Raw genomic sequence first — 18,254 nt, forward strand, 5'->3', positions numbered from 1 at the left:
AATAGTCTTAACCATTTTTTTACATTCAGCCAATCGGGGAAACGAAAAAGTGCGAGCTAAAACACAGAGAAAAAAAAGAAAATGCCCCCAAGGAAAAAGCAAAACGGTAACCCATAGGTTACCGTTTTTAGTGTTTGCACCCTCTCCCGTGGGAGAGGGCTGGGGGGAAGGGCATCAGGCCGCAGAGATTAACGCAGGCCCAGCTGGAAAATCAGCGTTTCTGCTTCACAGGCAAAGACAAAGTCGATGTCCAGCTTCACGCCGCCTTCCACTTCGGTAAAGGTAGACTTGATTTCACACGGATCGGATTCAACGTCACGCGCACGCTTGCTCAGCGCAGTCAGGGTCTCTTCCGCTTCGGCACGGTTGGTGAATACACGGCTGTAAGAGGCGGTGCAATCGGTGTTGTCCATGATGGTCCCAACATCCATACAGCAGCAAACCGGGGTTTCATCAGCACTGCATTTACTCATAGCTCAATTTCCTCTGTATTCGCGCAGCGCGCGAGATAGACACGATGCTGATATTTTACGCCCCGGAGCGGGCGCTCTCCAGCCGTTAATGGCGCAAAATCGGATAAGTGACCAATATCACACTAAAAAATGATCTAAAACAAAAACCACCCTTTTGGGTGAGTCGCGATGGTCACAATTTTGCCAACCAGATCTCGTTTCACGAAACATGTTTGAAAATATTAATAAACAAACTTGCAACATTCCGGCTGGTCAGACCTATACTCTGGCCACTGGTCTGATTTGTCTGTCATACCTCAGACCCTACACTTCGCGCTCCTGTTACGGTATGTAACAATTATTGAATAAAAATAACTCAATGAGGTTATGGTCATGAGCCAGAAAACCCTGTTCAACAAGACTGCGCTGGCAGTCGCAGTGGCACTCGTCTCCACTTCCGCCTGGTCAGCGGGCTTTCAGTTAAACGAATTTTCTTCCTCTGGCCTTGGCCGTGCGTATTCCGGGGAAGGCGCTATCGCTGATGATGCGGGTAACGCGAGTCGTAACCCCGCGTTGATCATGATGTTCGATCGTCCGACTTTCTCTGCCGGTGCAATTTTTGTCGATCCAGGTGTTGATATCTCGGGCCGTTCTCCGACAGGTGCCGATCTGAAATCGGATAACATTGCCCCAACGGCATGGGTTCCAAACATGCACTTCGTGGCGCCGATTAACGACCAGTTCGGCTGGGGCGCATCCGTAACCTCTAACTACGGTTTAGCAACCGAGTTCAATAACGACTATGCAGCTGGGGCGTTTGGCGGTAAAACCGACCTGGAAACTCTGAACCTGAACCTGAGCGGTGCTTACCGTCTGGATAATCACTGGAGTTTCGGTGTTGGCTTTGACGCTGTGTATGCTAAAGCGAAGATCGAACGTTACGCGGGCGACCTGGGCAAAGTCGTCGCTGGCTCAGGCGCACTTCCACCAGCCCTGGCACAGCGTGTGGCTGGTATCCCAGCAGATACTCAGATCGCTTATCTGAAGGGCGATGAGTGGGGCTTTGGCTGGAACGCCGGTATCCTTTATGAACTCGATAAAAACAACCGTTACGGCTTTACCTACCGTTCAGAAGTAAAAATCGATTTTGATGGAGATTACAAAAGCAGCCTCCCTTCTGCTTATAACCAGATCCTCGGCAACTTCGGTCTGCCAATGGGAACCAATGGCCAAACCACTGGCGGCTCTCTGAGCCTGCACTTACCAGAAATGTGGGAATTGTCAGGTTATAACAAAGTGGCGCCACAGTGGGCAGTTCACTATAGTCTGACCTACACCAGCTGGAGCCAGTTCCAGGAGCTGAAGGCGACCAATAGCAAAGGCGACACGCTCTTCTATAAAGATGAGAGCTTCCGTGATGCTTACCGCATCGCGCTGGGGACAACCTACTATATGGATGACAACTGGACATTCCGCACCGGTATTGCCTTCGATGATAGTCCGGTACCAGCAGACAAACGCTCTATCTCGATTCCGGATCAGGACCGCTTCTGGCTGAGCGCTGGTGCGACCTATGCATTCAACAAGGATGCTTCTATTGATGCGGGCATATCTTATATGCACGGTCAAAAAGTTAACTTCAAGGAAGGTCCGTATGAGTTCTCTTCCGAAGGTAAAGCCTGGCTGTACGGCATGAACTTCAACTACGCGTTCTAATCGCGCTGGAATCAAAAAAGGTGAGCATTGCTCACCTTTTTTATTTACTCCGAATCGATATCTTTTAGTTCGTTTTCGATCGCCTTCGCGTTTGGATTCTCTTCCGGCTTCAGCTTGCCGCCGTTGGCAATAAAGTCATGATTCTGGAAGTACGCTTCACGCACCATAATGTACGGGTCAGAAGACTGGCGCAGCAGACCATCAGAGTCGAGCAGTTGCGCGCGTGTTTCAATCCCTTCCACCGTCCATTTACCCACCGACAGCGGCCAGGTCAGCCACGACAGGACCGGATACAGCGTATCCACCATATCGCCGCCATCATCACGGAGGGTGAAGCTACCGTAGAACGGTAAATGCACGTACGGACCATACCCGACGCCATAGTGTCCCATCGTGCTGCCGAAACGGTGCGGCTGTTCACGCTGCAGTTTCTGGTTAGCCATACCTGCAACATCAATAAAGCCACCCATACCCAGAATGGAGTTCAGGAAGAAGCGGGTAAAGTGGACCATCCCCTGATACGGGTCGCCCTGCAGGAAGTAGTTCACCATTACCGCAGGCTCTTCGAGGTTGCTGGTAAAGTTACTTAACCCGTTACGCGCAGGTTGTGGAACATAATCGCGCCATGCTACTGCCACCGGACGAACCACATACGGGTCCAGTACGTTGTAGTTGAAGCTATACATTGAGCGGTTAAATCCTTCGAGAGGATCGGAGCGTCCCGTTTGCTCACCGGAGCTGGCGCAGCCCACAAGCATCGTCGCGCCAAGCGCAAGCGCCGACAGCCGAAGTTTCATAAATATCTCCCTGTTCAGTATGGCTATCGTTGATTGCCATCCGTAACGGAGCCGTTGACGCTCCGTCTGTAAACGTGCAAGCGATTGTAACAGCACGTTTACCGATGTCTATGAGCACAATTACGGGCAGTAACCACCGTGACTCTGATCTCAGCATAGCCTGGCTTTTGGAATTCGTTTCGCTGGCAATTTTATAATGACTTTGAAAGAGATGTATCACCTTTGTTGTCATTGCCGCCAATTTAAGAGCATCCCCACAGGCATCCCGATAAAAGCCGCTACGCTTAACAGAAAGATCAACCTCCGGGAGCAGATATGAAAGATGTAGGCGAAGAAAAAATTGGCCAGAGTACTGAGGAGCTTGAAATTGAAAGCGAGGAGAAAGCGCGCGGCGAGAAGATAGAAATTGATGAAGATCGCCTCCCCTCCCGCGCAATGGCTATCCACGAGCATATACGCCAGGATGGTGAAAAAGAGATGGAGCGCGACGCGATGGCCCTCTTCTGGTCAGCCATCGCTGCCGGGCTATCAATGGGCGCATCTCTGCTTGCAAAAGGGATATTTCATGTGCAGCTGGAAGGCGTACCCGGTGGATTTTTACTGGAAAACCTCGGCTATACCTTCGGCTTTATTATTGTCATCATGGCCCGCCAGCAGCTGTTTACCGAAAACACGGTGACCGCCGTTCTGCCGGTGATGCAAAACCCCACACTTGGTAATTTCGGTTTATTGATGCGGCTCTGGAGCGTGGTTCTGCTGGGTAATATCATCGGCACGGGCATCGCGGCATGGGCGTTTGAATATATGCCGATCTTTGATGAACCCACCCGGGATGCGTTTGTGAAAATCGGCATGGACGTAATGAAAAACACGCCGGTCGAGATGTTCTCAAACGCCATCATCTCTGGCTGGATTATCGCCACAATGGTCTGGATGTTTCCTTCAGCGGGAAGCGCCAAAATTGTGGTGATCATATTGATGACCTGGCTGATTGCGCTGGCGGACACCACGCATATTGTGGTCGGTACCGTTGAAATCCTGTATCTGGTCTTTAACGGTACGCTTCACTGGAGCGATTTCTTCTGGCCGTTTGCCCTTCCGACGCTGGCAGGAAACATTTGCGGCGGAACGTTTATCTTCGCGCTTTTAAGCCATGCCCAAATTCGTAACGACATGTCGAACAAACGCAAAGCTGAGCTTAAGGCACGGGAAAATGATGATAAATCGACAAAAAAATCGACCTGAATGGTGACTCTTTGAGCAGTCAGGCGGCGATGTGCTTAACGCAAAGTGTAAATAAGGCTATACTCGTGCCGCCTCGTCCCCTTAGTTAAATGGATATAACGAGCCCCTCCTAAGGGCTAGTTGCAGGTTCGATTCCTGCAGGGGACACCATGATTACATCTCAGCAAGTCTAATAACTTCCATAACTCACTGATTTAAATCCTAATCACTAATCTTGTTCGTCCAGTAAAGTGCCATTATTTCTGATAGAATCTATACATCTTTGCGTATAAGATTGTGTATAACTGAGTTCGATCTTTTTTCTATACACATGCTGCTATCTGACATTCAAATAAAACGAGCAAAACCAAAGGATAAGCCCTATACGTTGAACGATGGCATGGGGTTGTCACTTCTTATCGACACATCAGGCAGTAAAGGTTGGCGTTATCGCTACCGCTTTGCAGGCAAGCCGAAGATGATTTCCTTTGGCGTGTACGGTGATGTATCGCTTGCACAGGCGCGTGCTAAACGTGACGAAGCTCGTTCGATGTTGGCCAAAGGGGTCAACCCCAGTGAAGCCAGAAAGGCAGAAAAAATTGCGTTACAGTTTGCTCATGCTAACAGCTTTGAATCTGTAGCGAGGGAATGGCACGCATCCAAAACGGCAACCTGGTCTAAGGGCTACGCAAATGAAGTTCTTAACTGCATGGAAAAGGATATTTTCCCGTTCATCGGCCAACGTCCAATCGAACAAATCGAACCTTTGGAGCTGCTCACCGTTCTGCAAAAGATCGAAAAAAGAGGTGCGCTTGAGCAAACCAGCAAAATACGTCGCCGCTGCGGTGAAGTTCTAAGATATGCAGTCGCTACCGGGCGAGCAAAGTACAACTTTGCCCCTGATTTGGCGATCGCACTTAGCAAACCTAAAACTCAACACTTCCCGTTTCTGACTGAAAGCGAGTTGCCTGAATTCGTCAATGCTCTGGACAGCTATAAAGGTAGTTTAGTAACCAAATACGCCACGCAGCTGTTAATGCTAACTGGCGTACGAACGATTGAACTACGTGCAGCGGAATGGGTTGAGTTTGATTTCGATAATGCTTTATGGGAGATCCCCAAAGAACGGATGAAGAAACGTCGCCCTCACCTAGTTCCGATGCCTATTCAAGCAATAAGTATCTTGAAAAAGCTGCAAGAAATAACAGGAAAATATAACCTTGTTTTTCCAGGACGAAACGACGTTAGAAAACCAATGAGCGAAGCCAGTATCAACAAAGTAATAAAGCTACTTGGCTATCATGGCCGTTTAACCGGTCACGGCTTTAGACATACCATGAGCACTATTTTGCATGAACATGGTTTTGAGAGTGCTTGGATAGAATTGCAACTTGCGCATGTTGATAGGAACTCTATTCGAGGTACTTACAATCATGCGCAATACTTAACCCAAAGAAAGTCAATGCTTCAATGGTATGCAGATCATCTTAACCTCTGAATAAGCAGTTCTATGTCATCAATAAAAGCAAGTAGCATACGTTGCAACGCCTCGGCATCTTGAAAACTCTTCATACCTTTATACTCTTTCACAGCACTAGACATTAGCTCTACAAAATCATGTCCTCTTATACATAATCTAGGATCACAATCTAATTTACCTAACCATTCATTAAAAGATCGAATGAATTCGCCATTTCTAGACTTTAATCCAAATGAAATAAGATTCTTATTAATATAACTAACATAGTCAAATATCAAACTATCACTTGGTGACGATAGCGATTTTCTTATATCACACCAATTACCATTTATCCCTAAAGATCGGTCTGTAAGTTTGATACTATAAAGTTGTTTCAAAACATTTAAAAAAGACACATAAAACTGCGGCCAATTTTTAATCTTGCTATTAGAAATATCAACTAAAATTACTTTTATTAATTGCTCTGAAAAAAAATACATCTCAAGAGAACTATAATCAGTCCAGACAAGTTGGGGGATATCTTCAATTGCGTCAAACCAATGATCCAAGTCTTTATCCACTAAACATTTATAATTATCGCATTGCAATTCTTCAAGCTCTTTCGCCAACGCAATTACTCTTTGTTTATTCCCTTCTGTTAGCCCATACTTTTCAAGTATTTCATATGGGATGTCAACACTATCAATTTCATATGAAACGATATTTTTCTCTAATTTTTTTTCGCACCAAGAATTTAATGCAAGCTTATCAAAATCGCCCTCAACATAGATATCACGCAGTGAAGGCTCAACAAAATATCGAGTTTTAATATCTTCAATAGATCTTCTTGGTAAATCAGCCATTTTGATTTTCCAGTTTAGCAACTCTTTTACGATGTTGAGAAATTATCTCCAAAGAATGCGAAGCAAAAATAAACTGAATGTTTGCTTCATTTGTAATATCAAGTAACGAGTTAATTATTATTCGTTGCCATTTTATATTTAGTGATATCTCAGGCTCATCAATCATGAATATACTAGGAGTATCCCTAGCAACTAAAACATAGCAAAACAGTAATAGCAACTGCTGTTCACCAGAGGATAACTGAGCAGGTGTCAGTTCATCTCCAAATTTATTAACAATCAGAAACCCTTGGCTTAACTTAAATTGAATCTCTTTATCAGTTAACAACTCATTAATCGTTGAAATAAATTTATCTAATATTTTATAAATAGAACGAACACCAGCTAAACGCCCATCTAAACTTTCAATATATGGTTTTAAAAGTTCGGCTGAAAGTGCTTTTTGTGATGAGGAATCTGTAGAAAGGACATATTGAAACTCAGTCATATCTAAAAAAGATGTTAATTCGTATTTTGCTAGTTCAAATGTTTCTTTCCCAATAGAAATTAAATTATTTTTAAGGCTATCAATATCAGCATCGACTATTAGTGTGCTCCCTTGATTTGTGCTTGAGCCAAGCTGTTTCAAAATCCTTACATATGTGGAGTGTACATTATCAGTCCCAATATTCGTACCCTGAACGGCTTTACGCGCAATCCATTTAGTTGCAGCACTCATAGCCTGACTTAATGCAATCTCTCTTGACCTTAAAACTAAGTCCTGGATTCGCTTTGGCGTTCCCATCTTAACAGCTCGCCTCAGCTCTACTTCATCATCAGGATCACTGATAGTGTCCCCATCTAACCTTCTATCAGCATCCAAGATAAAGGTAATTGGTGTAATTGATTTCAAAGTTTCAATATATAAACGTTGACTAGTGACTTTCCTTAAAGGATCTTTATTTTGATGTCTTTTGTTTTCAATTATAATATTTTCATACGGCCCACCTTCACGAACATACACAACTTCATCATCTATTACGAGTCTTCTTACCTCATTCTGACCAGGACTTCTAACCCATCTAGCAATTATGTTTCCTTTATGAGATATCTCCATTGTCAGGGAAGCATTCTCAGTGTTAAAACTTTCATGCTTAGCAGTTAATGTGTGTCCAGAAGTTAACTCAATTTTTAGAAGATCAAACTTGATACTTGAAAGTGCAGTTCTATGCCCATTTTGATTTGAGGGGGAAAGCATATGGAAAGCTAACCGAAGCAATGTACTTTTACCCACCCCGTTATCACCATATAAAATTACGGCACTGTTATTTAACTTTTCCTCATCCAAGTTATAAGTATATAACCCAAACAACTTTTCGATATGTATAGATTTAATCAGATACTGATTCATATTCTTCCTTGTTTATTCTTTGAATAACTTTACCATCTATAAGGTGATACATAATCACCCCTCTCAAATTATTTTAAGAAGCGAAGATTTAACTTAATTTCTTAATCTCATGCATATGATTCATGATGCTCCCAGCCAAACAGACGAGGTGAATTCATCAACAAAGATACTCAAAACAACAAAAAAAGTAAAACTACCAAAATCGCACTACACCGCACCCGCCTGCGGTTTTCAGATCGCAAAAATTTTTCAGTTGGGATTTTTTACAAATGATAGCGCCAGACCGCGCTACAACTGGGGATTTACAGCGAGCAGGAAACTGAAAAGAGTGAAAAGAATTTCAGCTTTTTTCAGTTTAGCTTCACTCCAACATCGTAACCACTATAATTAAGCTATTGATATTAAAGACATATAAAATTTTAGGTGAGATTTTTCATGATAACTGACGGCACACCTAAAATTTAACAATCTGATTATTATAGATATTTTTCCTTAAGCAGCTGAAATTTAATGAACCGAAGCCGGGAAAATTTTAGTGACTCCCGGCGTGCCGTTCACTGGTTCTCTTTGGCTGCCAACAGGAGTTCTAACGCTTTTTGTCGCTCGTCCGGTGGCAGGGCATCCATTAGCTCTTTAATCCGTCCCTGGCCGCTCAAAGCGCTGGGACTAATCGTGTGTGAGAAGGAAACGTTCATCACAAACGTATGCCCACACTCTACGTTAGAGCAATAACAGTACACATCTGATAATTTGGGGTGCTTTCGGTTTGTTTTCCTCACCGTTGCCGCAGACATACACTCCGGGCAGTAAATTTTCATCACTCGCATAGCTAAACCTCTGTTGCCTGCCAGAAGAAGGGATTTTGGTTCCTTTCCTCTTGTTCTGAACGTGTAACACTGGTAACACGTGTAACATCTTTGATTTAATTGAAATTAATCTGTTACCAGTGACCTAAATAAAGAGGTAACGCGTGGTAACACACTGATTTTTGTTACCACTGTTACCAGTGGCTATTTCTGACTGGTAACAGTGGCAAGCCTTGCCGTCACTGCCTGTTACCTCTGTTACCAGTGTTACCTCATAAAAATAAGACTCACGCGATTACTATTCGGGATCAGTGCTACCCAATACTTGCGTATTAAACTGGTACACACGCTTAAGCCCTATTTCTGGAAGGCGAACGCTGTTTTGCGTTCTCCCATCCTCCCCGGCTTTCAGCCAGCCCGCCTCAACACACAATCTGGCCACCTTTCGTGAATCGAACCCTTTACAAATTTCTTTCCAGCCAGATGGCAATACGTAGAAGGTCACAGTGGATTCTGTCACGTTGTCGCCCTTGTCCACTTTCCTGAACCCCATCATCGACAGTGGGCGGTTCCTGTCGTCGTGCCAGTCAGCAAAGCGGCTGAACTGGTTACGTGTCATATAATCCCTGACCTGCTCCAGTGCGGTTTTATCCTCCTGGTTCGCGGTATGCCCACGATCAGCCATCCATGAGGCAAGACAACACTCAGCAGCCCTGAACGCCTCACCTTCAGGCCATCCGGTTATCCCGGCTTGTGTGGCAAGTTCCCCAGCCATAGCAACCAGCGCAAAACGGGTAACGGCGCGCCCAACCTGATTTCCTGCATCCGCTGGGGTCAACCTGCGGGTGTAGTCCTTCAGCAGCGCTTTCGCCTGGCTGGTCAGTTCCTGGAGATCGGCTGTCAGACAATGCAGCCAGTCGCGGAAGGGTGAGCCATGATAATGAATAACGGCGTGTTCCAGATGCTCCGCCAGCGCTTTACCACCACTAAAGCCGTGCAACTCCTCAAATACTCCATGCTTGCCTGAATCACTCGGGATCTGGATCATGCGTACTTCAACCCCGGCGTAGGTTCGCTCTCCGGCACTGGCGGCGTGCTCGACCAGTGACAGCTCCCCCGTGGAAAGAAACAACAAATTCCAGCGGTTTGTTTCCCGTACCGAACCATCAGTTCGGGCACGGGCTTTGCCCTGGCCGTTCGCCAGCATGTAGGCAATATTCCCCGCCTCTCTGCCATCCACCTCGCGGATTTCATCAAGCATCAGTGTGGCATCATTGCGGCGGCTGGCCGTTCCTTCCAGCGCGTTCCCGGTAGCACGCCATGTATGCCAGAAATCCGTACCACCGCACACCGAAGCAGCCACTTTCATGGTCGTGGTTTTACCGTCTGTAGATTCACCTTTCAGGTGATAACCGCCGCCACCTATGCCAACCAGCTTCAGAAGCGGCGCGGCGAATGCCAGGCTTACGGCAAAGGCCAGTCGGGCATTATTGACGCAATAGCGACCTATATTTTCCCGCCATTCTTCCGTGGTGCCCGTAACACGAAAATCACGCCCCTGAACGCTGGAAGTCTGGAGAATGACAGACTGTGACTCTCTGCCGATCACTTCATCCTGAAGAACATAAACGCCGCCATGCCAGCCTGTTTTATTCACGCAGGTCACTTTTCTGTCGGGCTTGCACAGGGAGATGTATTCCATCAGGTGCGCTCTGGCCATCCCGTTGATATTGATATAAGAAAGCCCATTGACCAGCAGTACGCGCCGCAGTTCCTCCCCGCTACCACCCAGCATTTCCATCGGCATTGCCCATTTTCGGCTAATGCCGTTGGTGTCCTCCCATTCCAGCAGACGGCCATAATTACTGCCGTCAGCATCGCTGGTGATAGCAGTCACACGCAGTGGACTGCAAATCTTGATATTGCGGATCTCAGTGTCACCATCTGATTTGTTCACCAGCTTGTCATACCACAAATATTCTTTCGTGAGCCTGAACCCCTGCGGTAATCTGGTTTGCCCTTTTCCGTGCAACGTCATTTCCTCCCGGAAGGCTTCACGCGCCCTTTCCTTCCCGGTTTCCTGGCGATAATCATCCCAGTCGGCTTTATGACGTACCGGAGGCAGAGTTACCCAACCATCTACGGCTTTCGCCGCTTTTTCAGCCCATACCCGGCCAGTGTTCTCTTTCCCGTCAACAAGATCGTTATCTCCAGCCAGGATAATCCGGGTGTCAGGCCATCGAATGCGGATTTGCTCAGCAACCTTTACCAAATTTGTGGCCGCAATAGCTGCAACGATCCAACCTTCAGCCAGGAGGCTGACCGTCAACGCAGTGGCATATCCTTCAGTGATAATGACCTGTTCCGGAGCATCAGACGGAACATCAGCCACGGCAATAAAAGCACCTGACAGCTGACTGCCGGGTAAAAGACTTTTATCACCATCGGAGTTAATAAGCTGACCGCCTGTAACATTCCCGGTGATGTCAGTTAAAGGCAGCAGCAGCGACCCGGCTGGAAAAGACATCCCCGCCAGATTGATGGCGGCAGTAAGAAGCGGTAAAGAGTAACCCTGTAATCCCTTTTCGGTCAGATAGGCTGATTCACCGTTTTGAGACAGCTTTTTAAGTTTCTGATAGCGGTCTGCCCCGGTCTCTTTTCCCCCCGTCTTTTTCCTGGCTGGCATAGCGGGTTTATCCTGTACTTCAGGCAATGCCAGTACCTCAGAGACCATTCCCGCGACCTCCTTCACTGAGCGCCCAGTCACCAGACGGACTAAATCAAGGCCATCGCCATTGCCGCACTGATTACAGAACCATGTTCCGCGCCCTTCTTTGTCATCAAGACGAAAGCGATCTTTTCCGCCGCAGGCCGGACAGGCACCGTGGCGTCGGGCGGAAGGAACCTTAATCCCTAACGAGGATAGGATGTGTGGCCAGCGCCCGTTTGCTGCCCCCGAAACCGCAGATACAGACTGAACTTTCATAACAGTACCTCCCCGACTCCCGCAGTGGTAATGCTGAAACCAGGAGGTACTTCTCCATCTGGCGCACCGAAAACGATGTCCCGGTACACTTCACGTAGCTCAGAAACACCAAATGCGGAAAGACGGATATTTTCAGCCATGTAACCAGGTGACAGCATTCGCTCCAGAACGTCACACGCCAGACGATGCCCCTCTTCATGGCCGAATTCGTTAATCCAGGGCGCTTCAATGTGATAAAGAATATTCATGGCTACACGATCAGGTGTCAGCTCGATACGCTCGCCATCCTCGATATACACAGCTTCCCCATTAATCCGCAGCATCAGGGAGATATAGGCGTCAGCAATGCAGGAGCGCAGAAATGCCGCCCGAAATTCTGTTGAGTTGATCCCGATATTAGCGTGCATCGCTTTCTCCTTTCATGGTGCTGGTTTCCTTCACTACGCCTTCCAGCTGTTCTGCAATACATGCCATTAGCGCTGCGGCACCTTCAGCAGAAATCGTTTTTGTTCCGCTCATTACAGGCATTGAAAGAATTTCGGCAAGAAACTCGCTGGCCTGAGCTACTCGTAAAAGACGGCTTTCGCCCGCTTCAGACAAGGTGCAACCATGTTTAGTGATAGGTAAATGGCTCATGCGTTCACCTCCCCGAAATTGTTCATCGGAATACGTGCGGCGAAACTCAGTACAAAATCAGCAGCGAGTTTCATGCGGGCAGCACGCTCGCATGTTGCAACAGTACGCACAGCGAATGGTCGCGCGGCACAGTCAGAACGGCGAACAGCGAGAAATACAAAGGTAAATTGGGGGTGAGACAAAGCAGGGATCGTAGCCATGGCGGCAATCTCCGTTAGATAGCGGGTAACGCTACCACCGGAGTTCCTACGCTCATGGGTGGTAGCCCAGACGGGGGTAGGAATACCGGCTCTAACGGATACCGGCCAGCCCGAAAGCTGCCCCGCCTGGACTACCATAATTTGGATGATGTGGCGTAAATAACGAATAGATACGGTTAACCACCACACCATAAAATAAGGGTGAGTCAAAGCTACGACACAAAAAAACACGCCTGGCGCGTGTTGTGTCGCCGTTAGATTACTCGGGTTCCTACGCCCGGTTGCCGATTTTGCGGCAACGCTGTGAATATAGCCCGAGCAATTAGCATGGCGCAAGAATTTTATAACCGAATCTTGTGTGTTGAACATAAAGATAAACCTAGGCATTCTTAAACCTCAGACCGAAGTTTCGGTTTTTCATTATCCTGTTGCTGTGCATAAGACCCGCTTTTAGCGAGTCTTTTTGTTTCTATAGTCTCAGTCAGAAAAAGTCACCGCACTCTCATCAACAGCCGCATAAAGCTCCGGTTCACCCAGCGCATACCCTTCATTACGAAGATAAGAATTAACGTATTCACTTTTCTCATCATCAAACTCAGCCCGGAATGATCGGGTTCGGGACTGGGTATAGATGTGCAGATTATCCAGCGTAGTGACCGCAAGACGTTTTCCCGGCATGAACGGCGGGATAAAAGCAAACCGTCCAGCAACCGAACTGACTGCCATTTGTGCAGCATCCACATCAGCCGGGCGATCAGCTGCGTTGAAGAGCTTAAGACGCTGTTTAGCAGCAAGCTCGGCACCCACGAGAACCACCAGACGCGGATCTTCCCGATAAGGCTCTGCAATCAACTCAGTGATGAGGTGATTAGCGAGCAGATCGAGGTTTTTCCATTCCCCGGTATCTCCAAGGGTTAGAGGGGTGCTTAGAACCTGCTGACCATCTCGATAGTCTTTTGCCAGCGCATGCCAACCGATATTTACATCCTCACCTTTTTTATTGATCTCAGGATCAGTCGTATCGGCAATAGACTCGCCATTAAAACCAACCCGCAACATATCAAGTGCATAAGCCTGACTAAAAAACGCACTGACCGATTTATCAAATTCGCCCTGAGCACCTGTATGATAAATATGTGACATATCTAAATAGCTGATTCGTGCACACGTGTCAGTTTCGGACAGAAAAAATTCAGTGCCATTTATCGCTAACATCTTACTGAATCTGCCACCATGAACTCGTCCTGTATGTAACTCGCTGGCTCCAATATTAATGGCATTACCTGAAACAGCATTAACGTCACGCAAAGTGATATTATTGATTAACCAACCAGACTCAAGAATTGAGCTTCGCAAAATATTTTCCGTTGGTTTACTTAATGCAAATCTTCTGTTTGAAGATTCCTGGTAATTTGTACCAGATACGAATTTACTATGATAACGGCGTGCAGCGTCCGGCCTTTCGGCTTTGAATGCGTACATGATTTATCCTTTTATTATTTACGAAATATTTTTTTCTTGTGTTCAGAGAGCTGATTAAATTTCACAGCATGTTCTGCATACTCTCGATCGCTTACTACGGAGCGAAGTATGGCATTTTCAGCGCGGTAGTACTCCCGATAGGCCATAGTTCGACTTATCCCACCTCTTTCCAGTTCGTAACGGTCATTTGGGTATGCACAACATTTAAGAATGTGCTCAACAGCATTATCCAGTGCGCATAGAGCATCCAAGATAAATCTCACATCCCGAACTAAAGTCGCATCGTTTAAAACGTTAATAAACTCATCGGGAGAAGTTAACGGTCTGGAAAACGAGTTAATATATTTTTTACTAACGTTCCCCCCGATATGTTCAGCCTCTTCAAGTAACAAACTTCCGAATCCTCTGAAGAGACTTACCCGCGTTTGCTGCTCTTTCTGCCGTAAAAATGCAGAATGGTACTGTCGTTCATAAGCATCACGCGCCCCTTTCACGGCATTTTTGTTTTTTACTTCAGAAACTGTTCTGGAGTTAACATTCAACCCTGCATTTTTTAATGCGTACTCGGCAGTTTTAACCTCTCTTTGTCGGAAGGATAACTCTTCTTCTTCACGGTGACATAGCACCTCAAATCGGCTCAATAGGAGATTAGTTTCTTCGGTAGTCGCCTCTGTATCAGGGATCATTAGACCAGTTAAAGAACATAGTTTCTGTCCTTTAATGCGAAGTTTATTCAAAAAATAAATCTCAACGATTCTTGCGATACATGCAGCATCACTATATCCATCTTTGAATATACTTACATGATATGCTTCTAATAGTGATGTGCTTTCATTCTTGATTGAGAGTATTTTATTAGCATTCCTTGGGTTAATCATTTTAATACCTCTTATGAGCAATTATCTTTCCTGTTCTGAATATTTTTCTCTATCCAATCATTAATCTCGGCTTCGACCCATGCTACAGATCGAGCACCGATAGACACCTGTCTAGGAAAGTCTTTGCTTTTCATTTTTAAATAAATAGTTGACTTTGGAAGCCCCGTTAAATCAATTACATCCGACATCCGTAAAAGTCTTAATTTTTTATAGGATGGTTCACTGTTAAGCATAAAACTCATAATTACCCCACTCATTAATTACTATTTCTTCTTTATTGGTCTCGATTGGATATTTATATACTTACACAGATGAATTTATTCGTAAAGTTAGCCCCATGACAATTCATTCAAAATTATTGAATAATAATAAGTGGTGAATAATATTGAGGAGTACTGAATGTTAACGAGCGACAACCATTGAAAACGGTTGTTAACTACTGACAATCATCAAATTTGACGAATGAATTTGTAACATTTTGTAAAGTGGAGGCTGGAGGCTGGAGGCTGGAGGCTGGAGGCTGGAGGCTGGAGGCTGGAGGCTGGAGGCTGGAGGCTGGAGGCTGGAGGCTGGAGGCTGGAGGCTGGAGGCTGGAGGCTGGAGGCTGGAGGCTGGAGGCTGGAGGCTGGAGGCTGGAGGCTGGAGGCTGGAGGCGTTGCAGAATGCCTCCATCTCGGATGAAAACACAAGCATTTATTGATGTGTATAATTAGGTGTATAACTTTATAGAAGATAAATTAAATTAATAATATATTTCAACAACATACACACCAGGTTCTATTTATGCAGGGGACATTTTACCCTCCCGCTTTTTTCAGCACATTCGTCTGTCTACCGCCAGAGTTCACTGAGCAGAAGAATCCTGTTTTATTTGAGCGTAACGCGTTGCCAGCTGTTTAAGACGCAACTCCAGTTGAGTCTTTTCTGCTTCAGGAAGCGCATCTCCTGCTGGATGCTGTGACAGGCGCCTGAGTTGTTCTTCAGCCGGTATCGTCTGGTTAAATGACTGTATAGTCGAAAAAACTACCGATTTAAGCTCGCTTACCGTGATGTATTTTCCTTTTTGCTCGTCCAGACTACTCAGCCGATGACTCAGTTGCTGAAGCGTCATCATTCCCTGATATCTGAGCAGCAACCTGCTCTGGCGTGAAATCTTTCATGCTCTGGAAAGTCAGCTGAACATTTTCCTCACTACCATCATCAGAGAGCGTATTTTTAACGGTTAGATTAAGTTTTGGGGAGTATTCAGAAAGAACACTGTCGAAATTATTTTTCGTGATGTTAACTTTCTCACGCTCAGATATTTGAGCAGACTCTTGTCCATTACTGAAATCACCCGCAACCAGTAATTTAAGCGGTAATTCCATTTTCTTGCTTGCCCCGCCCGTATGCAGGTCAAGCTTCAGGTTAATACGTGCCTTAGGCACCTCATTCTGAAAACTGTCAGCCATCTCATCATCCCTCTGTGTTTTTGCTACGCCAACTTCACGGTATCGTTCTTGATGCGCAATATTAGAATAATGATCGATGCAAAATCAAATACACAGATCATTTATCCGCAATGAGAAATTTCTTAAGAATTTTCCACTATTATATTATTACGGATTATCCATTCAGCTCAGGGAAAGACACTGCTTTTTTCACGCAAAGCGAATATTTGTACCGTAAGAAGGATCGCAGCCAGAGAGATGCTAATAAAACCATCTTGTTTTGATTTGTATCACAACATGATATTAAAAAAAGATGGAGGAACGGCAACAGGTTATTGCAAGCAGATAAATGACAGAGGTTAATGAATGAAGAAGAGTGACGAATTGATTGATGACATGAATAATAAATAAGAATTTTCATAAAGAAAATTCTTATTTATTATTCGAAGGAAAATAAAATGTAGATGCGGGTCCGAAAATAAACACTGCTGCTCTTTTGTCGGCCCACTCCTCCTTGCGCAAAGACTTCAGTTCTCCCCTCAGGCATGAAAGCTGCTCTCCCTTCTGGAGTTTATACAGTGTAAAATCAAACACCTCCCGGATCGCCGCTTTTTTAATCAAAAACGAGTAATAGCACATATCGTATAACGGTGCTACATTACGCCGCCCGCCCAAATCAGCAGTGGCCAGGCAACGCCGCCGTAAAGTTCGGTAAAGCCTGCAACCATCACCTTGAAGAACGGTCTTATCGGCACGTCGTATCGCAAACTCTGCGCTACCTTTACAGGCTTCACATAGGTTCTACTATTTTGTCTCAATCCAAATTTCAACGTGCGTTTTTACACCCGCGTTACTGGTTTACATGGTTTGGCCTTGGCGTACTCTGGTTGCTGGTTCAACTTCCGTACCCTGTCCTGCGCTTGCTGGGGTCAAAACTGGGCAGCGCTTCCCGCGTTTTCCTGAAACGTCGCGAATCCATCGCGCGTAAAAATATTGAGCTTTGTTTTCCGCAGTACAATGCAGAGGAGCGTGAGAAACTCATCGCTGAAAACTTCAAGTCTATCGGCATGGCGCTGCTTGAAACCGGCATGGCATGGTTCTGGCCAGATGAACGTGTCCGCAAATGGTTTGACGTGGAAGGCCTGGATAACCTTAAACGCGCGCAGATGCAAAAACGCGGCGTGATGGTCGTCGGCGTTCACTTTATGTCGCTGGAGCTGGGCGGCCGCGTGATGGGGCTTTGCCAGCCAATGATGGCAACCTACAGACCGCACAACAGTGCGCTTATGGAATGGGTGCAGACGCGAGGCCGTATGCGTTCCAATAAGGCGATGATCAGCCGTAATAACCTGCGCGGTATGGTCGGTGCTCTCAAGAAAGGAGAGGCCGTCTGGTTTGCCCCCGATCAGGATTATGGACGTAAAGGCAGCAGCTTTGCGCCTTTCTTTGCGGTGAAAGACGTTGCGACGACTAACGGCACCTTTGTCATTTCACGTCTGTCTGGTGCCTCCATGCTGACCGTGACGATGGTGAGAAAAGCAGATAAGTCAGGCTACCGCCTGCACATCTCCCCGGAAATGGCTAACTATCCGGAAAACGAGTGCGAAGCGGCCGCGTTTATCAATAAAGTCATCGAAACTGAAATCATGCGCGCGCCAGAGCAATATCTGTGGATGCATCGTCGTTTCAAAACCCGCCCTCTTGGCGAAGCCTCGCTCTATATTTAGCCCTTCATGAAGGTTAGTTTCGCTAAGAAACTAACCTTTTCAATCACCTGTCTTCCCGCTGAGTAATTGTCTTTCAATGCGTCGCCCAAAGTGAATTTATTGCGAAGTGAAATCAAACTGTCGCCGTTCCACGACACTCGTAAGTAACGGAAATTATTTAAAAAAATCCCTCTTGTCACCCCTCATTTTTAAGCGTACATTAGCGCCG

Annotated in this window: 17 protein-coding genes, 1 tRNA gene and 2 pseudogenes; 5 read left to right on the forward strand and 15 right to left on the reverse strand. The window is 46.1% G+C overall.

What is annotated here, in order from left to right; all coding sequences use genetic code 11:
* Positions 1-188: 188 nt before the first annotated feature.
* Entirely contained in the window at positions 189-473 is a 285-nt protein-coding gene (locus NI40_RS15850; RefSeq protein ID WP_024907659.1) for a YfcZ/YiiS family protein, read from the reverse strand.
* 372 nt (positions 474-845) lie between these two features.
* Here NI40_RS15850 and fadL point away from each other — a divergent pair, with 372 nt between their 5' ends.
* A complete protein-coding gene (gene fadL, locus NI40_RS15855; protein ID WP_039263248.1) occupies positions 846-2,168 on the forward strand; it encodes a long-chain fatty acid transporter FadL in 1,323 nt (440 codons plus the stop codon).
* Between the two features lie 44 nt (positions 2,169-2,212).
* Here the strand turns inward: fadL and mlaA are convergent, their stop codons facing one another.
* Positions 2,213-2,965, reverse strand: coding sequence for a phospholipid-binding lipoprotein MlaA (gene mlaA / locus NI40_RS15860; RefSeq protein WP_023312585.1), 753 nt, complete (start codon positions 2,963-2,965; stop codon positions 2,213-2,215).
* A gap of 315 nt (positions 2,966-3,280) precedes the next feature.
* On the opposite strand from mlaA, the gene NI40_RS15865 reads away from it, so the two are divergent.
* From NI40_RS15865 to NI40_RS15875, 3 genes are all read left to right on the forward strand, one after another.
* Complete coding sequence (locus NI40_RS15865) at positions 3,281-4,210, forward strand: formate/nitrite transporter family protein (RefSeq protein ID WP_039263249.1); 930 nt, start codon at positions 3,281-3,283, stop codon at positions 4,208-4,210.
* Between the two features lie 75 nt (positions 4,211-4,285).
* Positions 4,286-4,360: transfer RNA gene (locus tag NI40_RS15870), tRNA-Arg, on the forward strand.
* 160 nt (positions 4,361-4,520) lie between these two features.
* Entirely contained in the window at positions 4,521-5,687 is a 1,167-nt protein-coding gene (locus NI40_RS15875) for a tyrosine-type recombinase/integrase (RefSeq protein WP_039263250.1), read from the forward strand.
* On the opposite strand, the gene NI40_RS15880 is transcribed toward NI40_RS15875, so the two are convergent.
* From NI40_RS15880 to NI40_RS24150, 13 genes and pseudogenes are all read right to left on the reverse strand, one after another.
* A complete protein-coding gene (locus NI40_RS15880) occupies positions 5,672-6,511 on the reverse strand; it encodes a DUF4435 domain-containing protein (protein WP_039263251.1) in 840 nt (279 codons plus the stop codon). The genes NI40_RS15875 and NI40_RS15880 overlap by 16 nt on opposite strands.
* A complete protein-coding gene (locus tag NI40_RS15885) occupies positions 6,504-7,901 on the reverse strand; it encodes an ATP-binding protein (RefSeq protein WP_039263252.1) in 1,398 nt (465 codons plus the stop codon). The genes NI40_RS15880 and NI40_RS15885 overlap by 8 nt, the downstream gene beginning before the upstream one ends.
* A gap of 554 nt (positions 7,902-8,455) precedes the next feature.
* Complete coding sequence (locus NI40_RS23135; protein WP_039263253.1) at positions 8,456-8,728, reverse strand: ogr/Delta-like zinc finger family protein; 273 nt, start codon at positions 8,726-8,728, stop codon at positions 8,456-8,458.
* 277 nt (positions 8,729-9,005) lie between these two features.
* Positions 9,006-11,693, reverse strand: a complete 2,688-nt coding sequence (locus tag NI40_RS15890) for a DUF927 domain-containing protein (RefSeq protein WP_039263254.1) — start codon at positions 11,691-11,693, stop codon at positions 9,006-9,008.
* Positions 11,690-12,100 carry a hypothetical protein gene (locus NI40_RS15895; RefSeq protein WP_039263255.1) on the reverse strand — a complete coding sequence of 137 codons (411 nt, stop codon included), beginning with the start codon at positions 12,098-12,100 and terminating at the stop codon, positions 11,690-11,692. The genes NI40_RS15890 and NI40_RS15895 overlap by 4 nt, the downstream gene beginning before the upstream one ends.
* A complete protein-coding gene (locus NI40_RS15900; RefSeq protein WP_052206762.1) occupies positions 12,090-12,329 on the reverse strand; it encodes a hypothetical protein in 240 nt (79 codons plus the stop codon). Before NI40_RS15900 ends, NI40_RS15895 begins: the two co-directional genes overlap by 11 nt.
* A complete protein-coding gene (locus NI40_RS15905) occupies positions 12,326-12,898 on the reverse strand; it encodes a host cell division inhibitor Icd-like protein (RefSeq protein WP_082454935.1) in 573 nt (190 codons plus the stop codon). Before NI40_RS15905 ends, NI40_RS15900 begins: the two co-directional genes overlap by 4 nt.
* A gap of 108 nt (positions 12,899-13,006) precedes the next feature.
* Complete coding sequence (locus tag NI40_RS15910) at positions 13,007-14,011, reverse strand: P2 family phage major capsid protein (protein WP_039263257.1); 1,005 nt, start codon at positions 14,009-14,011, stop codon at positions 13,007-13,009.
* A gap of 14 nt (positions 14,012-14,025) precedes the next feature.
* Entirely contained in the window at positions 14,026-14,889 is an 864-nt protein-coding gene (locus NI40_RS15915) for a hypothetical protein (protein WP_039263274.1), read from the reverse strand.
* Between the two features lie 11 nt (positions 14,890-14,900).
* On the reverse strand, positions 14,901-15,131 hold the full coding sequence (locus NI40_RS23140; protein WP_071884875.1) for a helix-turn-helix transcriptional regulator: 231 nt from the start codon (positions 15,129-15,131) through the stop codon (positions 14,901-14,903).
* Positions 15,132-15,733: 602 nt separating this feature from the next.
* Positions 15,734-16,012, reverse strand: a pseudogene (locus tag NI40_RS24400) (VasL domain-containing protein); the annotation flags it as partial.
* Positions 16,011-16,340: pseudogene (gene tssB / locus NI40_RS24405) on the reverse strand (type VI secretion system contractile sheath small subunit); the annotation flags it as partial. The pseudogenes tssB and NI40_RS24400, both read right to left, overlap by 2 nt.
* Before the next feature lie 632 nt (positions 16,341-16,972).
* Positions 16,973-17,113 carry a hypothetical protein gene (locus NI40_RS24150; RefSeq protein WP_162531704.1) on the reverse strand — a complete coding sequence of 47 codons (141 nt, stop codon included), beginning with the start codon at positions 17,111-17,113 and terminating at the stop codon, positions 16,973-16,975.
* A 12-nt stretch (positions 17,114-17,125) separates the two neighbouring features.
* Between NI40_RS24150 and lpxP the strand changes: the two genes are divergently transcribed.
* On the forward strand, positions 17,126-18,046 hold the full coding sequence (lpxP, locus tag NI40_RS15925; RefSeq protein WP_024907634.1) for a kdo(2)-lipid IV(A) palmitoleoyltransferase: 921 nt from the start codon (positions 17,126-17,128) through the stop codon (positions 18,044-18,046).
* Positions 18,047-18,254: the final 208 nt, after the last annotated feature.

It is taken from the genome of Enterobacter sp. E20, from assembly GCF_000801755.2.
GTDB lineage: Bacteria > Pseudomonadota > Gammaproteobacteria > Enterobacterales > Enterobacteriaceae > Enterobacter > Enterobacter asburiae_B.

Bases quoted from the DNA above. Each gene is read 5' to 3' on its own strand.
- NI40_RS15850 (WP_024907659.1), bottom strand. From the start codon at position 473: ATGAGTAAATGCAGTGCTGATGAAACCCCGGTTTGCTGCTGTATGGAT.
- fadL (WP_039263248.1), top strand. From the start codon at position 846: ATGAGCCAGAAAACCCTGTTCAACAAGACTGCGCTGGCAGTCGCAGTG.
- mlaA (WP_023312585.1), bottom strand. From the start codon at position 2,965: ATGAAACTTCGGCTGTCGGCGCTTGCGCTTGGCGCGACGATGCTTGTG.
- NI40_RS15865 (WP_039263249.1), top strand. From the start codon at position 3,281: ATGAAAGATGTAGGCGAAGAAAAAATTGGCCAGAGTACTGAGGAGCTT.
- NI40_RS15875 (WP_039263250.1), top strand. From the start codon at position 4,521: ATGCTGCTATCTGACATTCAAATAAAACGAGCAAAACCAAAGGATAAG.
- NI40_RS15880 (WP_039263251.1), bottom strand. From the start codon at position 6,511: ATGGCTGATTTACCAAGAAGATCTATTGAAGATATTAAAACTCGATAT.
- NI40_RS15885 (WP_039263252.1), bottom strand. From the start codon at position 7,901: ATGAATCAGTATCTGATTAAATCTATACATATCGAAAAGTTGTTTGGG.
- NI40_RS23135 (WP_039263253.1), bottom strand. From the start codon at position 8,728: ATGCGAGTGATGAAAATTTACTGCCCGGAGTGTATGTCTGCGGCAACG.
- NI40_RS15890 (WP_039263254.1), bottom strand. From the start codon at position 11,693: ATGAAAGTTCAGTCTGTATCTGCGGTTTCGGGGGCAGCAAACGGGCGC.
- NI40_RS15895 (WP_039263255.1), bottom strand. From the start codon at position 12,100: ATGCACGCTAATATCGGGATCAACTCAACAGAATTTCGGGCGGCATTT.
- NI40_RS15900 (WP_052206762.1), bottom strand. From the start codon at position 12,329: ATGAGCCATTTACCTATCACTAAACATGGTTGCACCTTGTCTGAAGCG.
- NI40_RS15905 (WP_082454935.1), bottom strand. From the start codon at position 12,898: ATGTTCAACACACAAGATTCGGTTATAAAATTCTTGCGCCATGCTAAT.
- NI40_RS15910 (WP_039263257.1), bottom strand. From the start codon at position 14,011: ATGTACGCATTCAAAGCCGAAAGGCCGGACGCTGCACGCCGTTATCAT.
- NI40_RS15915 (WP_039263274.1), bottom strand. From the start codon at position 14,889: ATGATTAACCCAAGGAATGCTAATAAAATACTCTCAATCAAGAATGAA.
- NI40_RS23140 (WP_071884875.1), bottom strand. From the start codon at position 15,131: ATGAGTTTTATGCTTAACAGTGAACCATCCTATAAAAAATTAAGACTT.